The sequence below is a fragment of the Streptomyces sp. NPDC059456 genome (assembly GCF_042750055.1).
Lineage (GTDB): Bacteria > Actinomycetota > Actinomycetes > Streptomycetales > Streptomycetaceae > Streptomyces.
Genome location: NZ_JBHYVA010000550.1, coordinates 1 through 5849, shown reverse-complemented (window position 1 = coordinate 5849; position 5849 = coordinate 1). Strand labels below are relative to the sequence as shown.

At 75.4% G+C, this 5849-nt stretch carries 7 protein-coding genes; 1 reads left to right on the top strand and 6 read right to left on the bottom strand.

What is annotated here, in order from left to right; translation table 11 throughout:
* The 6 genes from ACFXA3_RS33040 to ssd form a co-directional block, all read right to left on the bottom strand.
* A partial coding sequence (locus ACFXA3_RS33040) for a TadE family type IV pilus minor pilin (protein WP_385192913.1) occupies positions 1 to 297 on the bottom strand: 297 nt, incomplete at its 3' end.
* Positions 284 to 481 carry a DUF4244 domain-containing protein gene (locus ACFXA3_RS33035; RefSeq protein ID WP_054226150.1) on the bottom strand — a complete coding sequence of 66 codons (198 nt, stop codon included), beginning with the start codon at positions 479 to 481 and terminating at the stop codon, positions 284 to 286. The genes ACFXA3_RS33040 and ACFXA3_RS33035, both read right to left, overlap by 14 nt.
* A 127-nt stretch (positions 482 to 608) precedes the next feature.
* Positions 609 to 1385 (bottom strand): type II secretion system F family protein, encoded by a 777-nt coding sequence (locus ACFXA3_RS33030; RefSeq protein ID WP_385192911.1) that lies wholly within the window; start codon positions 1383 to 1385, stop codon positions 609 to 611.
* Positions 1385 to 2260: a type II secretion system F family protein gene (locus tag ACFXA3_RS33025; protein ID WP_385192909.1), complete on the bottom strand. Its 876-nt coding sequence runs from the start codon at positions 2258 to 2260 to the stop codon at positions 1385 to 1387. Before ACFXA3_RS33025 ends, ACFXA3_RS33030 begins: the two co-directional genes overlap by 1 nt.
* A 5-nt stretch (positions 2261 to 2265) precedes the next feature.
* Positions 2266 to 3414, bottom strand: coding sequence for a TadA family conjugal transfer-associated ATPase (locus ACFXA3_RS33020; protein WP_385192906.1), 1149 nt, complete (start codon positions 3412 to 3414; stop codon positions 2266 to 2268).
* Positions 3411 to 4598 (bottom strand): septum site-determining protein Ssd, encoded by a 1188-nt coding sequence (ssd, locus tag ACFXA3_RS33015; RefSeq protein WP_385192904.1) that lies wholly within the window; start codon positions 4596 to 4598, stop codon positions 3411 to 3413. Before ssd ends, ACFXA3_RS33020 begins: the two co-directional genes overlap by 4 nt.
* Before the next feature lie 489 nt (positions 4599 to 5087).
* On the opposite strand from ssd, the gene ACFXA3_RS33010 reads away from it, so the two are divergent.
* A partial coding sequence (locus ACFXA3_RS33010) for an HAD family hydrolase (protein ID WP_385192902.1) occupies positions 5088 to 5849 on the top strand: 762 nt, incomplete at its 3' end.

The following is a 5849-nucleotide window of genomic DNA, read 5'->3' as shown; positions in this document are numbered from 1 at the left end:
GCCCCGCATCTGCCGGGCGGCCGTCTTGTGCGACGGGTCCGACGGCAGCCCCACCTCCGCTCCCGGCGGGGCGGCCGCCCGGGCCGCCGCCTCCGCCACGCCCGGAGGCTCCGACCGGGCCGCCGCCCGGGCGCCGGCCCGGGCCGCGTCCACGCACCGGATCTGCGCGGCGGCCGCCATCAGCGCCCACACCAGCAGCGCCGCGAAGAGCACCAGCGCGGGGATCACCAGGGCGGCCTCCGCCGTCACGTAACCCCGGTCGCCCGGTCCCCGGCGCCTTTCCTCAGAACGGCACATCGAGCGCCTTCCCGATGGTCGACTGAAGCGCCGCGGAGACCACGTCACTCGTCACCACCTTGTACAGGACAGCCGCGAATGCACACGCCGCGATCGTGCCCATGGCGTATTCCGAAGTGGACATGCCCGCGTCCTTCGCGCGACCGTTCAGCGCAGACCGCACACGAAACCAGATGATCCTCATGACTGCCTCTCGTTGATATGTGTTTCTTGACGTGATCTCAGTTGTGATTTCAGGCGTCGACTTGATGCGTTTGACGTTCTTGAGGGCCTTGAGATCCTTGTTTGATGCCAGAGTTACTGCTGTGACTTCAGGTGGAGGAGAGGAGACCTGACGCCATTCCGATCACCACCGGAGCGACTCCGACCGCGAGAAAGGCGGGAAGGAAACACAGCCCCACCGGAGCGGTGACGAGCACCGCCGCCCGCTGCGCCCGGGCGCCGGCCTGCCGGACCCGGTCCTCGCGCAGGGCCGACGCCAGCCGGGATACCGGCTCGGCGGCCGGAGCCCCCGTCCGGGCGGCCCGCTCCAGGCACTCGGCGAGCGCCCGGGCTCCCGGTATCTCCGCCAACCTCCCCCATGCCGCCCCCGGTTCGCCGCCGAGCCGCAGCTCGGCCCCGGCCAGCGCCAGCCGCTCGCCCACCGGGCCGCCCAGCGATTCCCCGACCGCCTCCGCGGCCTCCACCGGCGCCGCACCGGCCGCCAGGCACGCGGCCAACAGATCGGCGGCGAAGGGCAACTGACGCTCCGCCTCCTGCGGATCCACCCCGGCCGGCGGCCGCGCCCTCCGCAGCCAACGCCACACCCCGATCGCCGCCCCGCAGCCGGCCAGTGCGCCCACCACTCCGCCGACCAGCACCCAGGCCGCCAGCAGCGCCCCGGCCGGGCCGGCCCACGCCGTCACCGCCGCCCGTATCCGGGGGCCGGCCGGCGACACCCGCCGCTGCGGCCCCGCCGGCAGCACCGCGGTGATCCGGCGCCGGGCCGCCCGCGCCCGGACCTGCCCCGCGACCGCCGACGCCGTGCACAGTCCCGCCGCCGCGAGGCACACCGCCATCCCCAGCCTGTGGATCAGGAGACCGCCCATCACCGCTCCCCCGCCCGTACGATCCGCCGGCACCAGAGCAGCCCCAGCGCCTCCAGCACCCCGCCCGCCAGCAGGCAGCCCCACCCGACGGGGGTGTGCAGCAGCACGTGCAGCGGGTCCGCCCCGAGCCCGGTGCCGATCAGCAGGCCGACCAGCGGCAGCAGGGCCAGTACCGCCGTCGTCGATCTGGCCCCCGCCAACTGGGCCCGCAGGGACTCCTGCCGGTCCCGCTCGGCCCGCAGCGCCCCCTCCAGCCGGTCCAGTCCGGCGGCCAGCCCCGCGCCCCCGTCCACCGCGATCGACCAGCAGGCGGCCATCCCGGCCAGGCCTTCCGCGCCGGGCTCCCGCGCCGCCTGCCGCAGCGCCGAGGGCACGTCACCGCCGAACGCCGCGGCCGCGAGCACCGCCGCCTCCGCCGGGCCCGGACCACCGGGGCCCGCGGCCGTCCGCCGCATCGCCGCCGTCAGCGCCTGACCGGGCTGGGCACCCGCACGCAGCTCGCCCACCGCCGCTCCGCACAGCGCGACCACTGCGGCGGCCCGGGCACCGCGCGCCCGCTCCCGCCGGCGGACCCGCAGCCACCGCCGCACCAACGGCACCGCCGCCGCCCCCGCCACCAGCGGGATCACCGACCCGCCCAGCACGGCGACCACGAGCCCGACCCCGAGGCAGCCCCACTCCCGCCACCGCGCGGCCCGCACCCGGACCGCGATCACCAGCCGCTCCCAGGGCAGCGGGCCGTGGGGCAGCGGCGGCCCGCCCCCGGCCAGCACCACCCGGGCCCGCCGGGACACCCGGTCTCCCCCGGCCAGCGCCCAGGCGGCCGTCCCCGCGCACAGCACCCCGGCGAACAGCGGCACGGGCACCGCGGCCACCCCGTTCACCGCGCACCCCGCAGCAGCGGACGCAGCCGCTCCCAGCCCGGCTCCCGTACGAAGCCCCGGGCGGACCAGCGCAGCGCCGGTACGGTGACCACCAGCCCGGCGGCGTCCCGGTCCAGTACGTGCACCTCGGCCACGCGGCGCCGCCCCGCCCGGTCCCGGACCAGATGGACCACCAGGGTCAGCGCGGCCGCCAACTGGCTGTGCAGGGCGGCCCGGTCGAGCCCGGCGGACGTCCCGAGCGCCTCCATCCGGGCCGGTACGTGGGCGGCGGCATTGGCGTGGACGGTGCCACAGCCGCCTTCGTGGCCCGTGTTCAAGGCCGCGAGGAGATCGGCCACTTCGGCGCCCCGGACCTCGCCGACGACCAGCCGGTCCGGGCGCATCCGCAGTGCCTGCCGGACCAGGTCCGCCAGGCTGACCAGACCGGCCCCCTCCTGATTGGCGGGCCGGGTCTCCAGCCGCACCACATGCGGATGGTCGGGACGCAGCTCGGCCGAATCCTCGGCCAGGACGATCCGCTCGCCGGGGCCGACCAGCCCCAACAGGGCACTGAGCAGCGTGGTCTTGCCGGTGCCCGTCCCGCCGGAGACGAGGAAGGACAGCCGGGCCTCGATCATGTCCCGGAGCAGCCGCTGACCGCCGGGCGGCAGGGTGCCCGCCTCGACCAGCTCGTCCAGCGTGAACGCCCTCGGCCGCACCACCCGCAGCGACAGGCAGGCCGAGCCGACCGCCACCGGTGGCAGCACGGCGTGCAGCCGGGTGCCGTCCGGCATCCGGGCGTCCACCCAGGGCCGGGCGTCGTCGAGGCGACGGCCCGCGACGGCGGCCAGCCGCTGGGCGAGCCTGCGCACGGCATCGGCGTCCCGGAAGGTCACCCCGGTCAGTTCGAGTCCGCCGCCGCGGTCCACCCACACCCGGTCCGGGGCGGCCACCAGGACGTCGGTGACCCCCGGATCGGCGAGCAGCGCCTCCAGCGGGCCCGCGCCGACCAGTTCGGACCGCAACTCGGCGGCCACGCCCAGCACTTCCGCATCCCCGAGCAGCCGGCCCTGCGCCCGCAGGGCGGCCGCCACCCGGGCCGGGGTCGGCTCCGCCCCGCTCTCGGCGAGCCGGCGGCGCACCGCGTCCAGGAGGACGGCGCTCATGCCGTCACCCCCTGGGCGGGACCGAGCGCCCGCCGCCAGAAGCCGTCGCAGAACCGGGCCAGCGCGCCGCGCCCCTGCCCGCCCGGCGGCTCGCCCTCGGCGACCCGCCCCGGTAGCCCCACCTCGACCGGGACCTCCCCGGCCAGCGGCACCCCCAGCAGCCCGGCCACCGCTTCGGGTTCGAGTCCGCCCGGACAGCGGCCCCGAACGACCACGCGGACGTCCCGGGCCACCATCCGCACACCGGCCGCGACCCGCCCGGCGGCGGCCACCGCCCGCAGCTCGCCCGGCACGACCAGCAGCACCAGGTCGAGCTGTGCCAGTGCCTCGGCCACGGCTTCGTCCACCCGCCGGGGCAGGTCGACCACCACCACCCCACCCCGGCGGCGAGCGGCGGCCAGCACCGAGCGCATCGCCGCGGGCGGCACCACCACCCGGTCCCCGCGGTCCCAGCTGAGCACCCGCAGGGCGTGCAGCTCCGGCAGGGACTCCTCCAGTGCGCCGGCGCCCACCCGGCCCCGCGAGCCGGCGAAGTCCGGCCAGCGCAGCCCTTCGGCGCCCTCCCCGCCGAGCAGCACGTCCATTCCGCCGCCGAGCGGGTCGCCGTCGACGAGGATGGTCCGCTCCCCGGCCCGGGCGGCCCGCAGGGCGAGTGCGCACGCCAGGGTGGAGGCGCCGGCTCCGCCGCTGCCGCCGATCACCCCGACGGCGAGGGCGGGTTCCCCGGCGCCCTCCACCACGTCGGCGATGCGGTCGACGAGCCGGTTCTCGGCGTCGGGGAGCCGCAGCACCTCCTCGGCGCCGATCTCCACCGCCCGCTGCCACACGAGGGGATCGTCCGCTTCCCTGCCGACGAGCAGCACGCCGCCCCGGCGCGGGGCGCCGCGCACCCGGCGGGCGGCGTCGTCCCCCACGAGCACCAGCGGCGCGGACTCCCAGCCGACGCCGCCACCCGCCTCCGGGGCCTCGCCGGAAGCTCCCGCTCCCCGCCCGCCGCTTCCGCCGCCTCCGCCTCCGCTTTGCTCGGGCACCGCATGGTGCACGTGCGGCTCGGCGCCCGCGGCCGCGCACAGCCGCAGCAGGTCGTCGAGCAGCAGCGGGTCCTCGGTGATGATCAGCGGCCGGCCGCCGGCGGGCCCGGGCCCGCCGGGGGCACCCCATGGCCTGATTCCGCCTGCTTCCACGCGCTTCGGTACTTCACACGACTTCGATCCAGCCACGATCTCCGCCCCCTTCTCACGGCAAATCCCGCCACCGCGGACTTCGCGGCTGGAATCACCGTGCAGGGATCCGGAAAAAGAAGTGGATCTTGCCTGAAAACTGTGGACGACACACGCCCTGTGAATAACTCCGTCACCCCCACAGGTGAGTTCCGGAGCGCGGCGGAACCACTACGCAGAGTTACGAGTTCGAGAGGGTGAGGGCCTTCGCCACGCAGGGCCCGCCGAGGAAGGGAGGGCTGCGGAATGGTCACTTGGGGCCGGAGGCAGGGACGCGAACCGCGTCCGGACATGCGACGACCCCCGCCGGGGGGGAGAGCGGGGGTCGTCCCCACGGTCCGACTCGGGGGGGGAGGAGCCAGACCGGGTTAGCACGGTCGCGAACGATCCGTGACTTCCATGGTGTACCCGAGAGCCTTCTCAGGCAAACCCACGCGCCACACCTTACGCCGAATGGTGGGCGCATATGCTCGGGGCGTGGAAATCCAGCCCTTGCCGCACTCGTCGCCCCGCACCGCCGCCTTCTTCGACCTGGACAAGACGGTCATTGCGAAGTCGAGCACTCTGACGTTCAGCAAGTCCTTCTACCACGGTGGCCTGATCAACCGCCGGGCCGTGCTGCGCACCGCCTACACCCAGTTCATCTACCTGGTCGGCGGCGCCGACCACGATCAGATGGAACGGATGCGTGAGTACCTGTCCTCCCTCTGCAAGGGGTGGAACGTCCAGCAGGTGCGGGAGATCGTCGCCGAGACCCTGCACGACCTCATCGACCCGCTGATCTACGACGAGGCCGCCTCCCTCATCGAGGCCCACCACACGGCGGGCCGCGACGTGGTGATCGTGTCGACCTCCGGAGCCGAAGTCGTCGAGCCGATCGGCGAGATGCTCGGTGCGGACCGGGTCGTCGCCACGCGCATGGTCATCGGCGAGGACGGCTGCTTCACGGGCGAGGTCGAGTACTACGCGTACGGCCCCACGAAGGCCGAGGCCGTGCGGGAGCTGGCGGAGTCCGAGGGGTACGACCTCGCGCGCTGCTACGCGTACAGCGATTCGGTGACGGACATCCCGATGCTGGAGGCGGTCGGGCACCCGCACGCCGTCAATCCCGACCGGGCGCTGCGCAAGGAAGCCGTGGCGCGGGAGTGGCCGGTGCTGGTGTTCAACCGGCCGGTGCGGCTGAAGCAGCGGCTGCCCGGGCTGTCGATGCCGGCC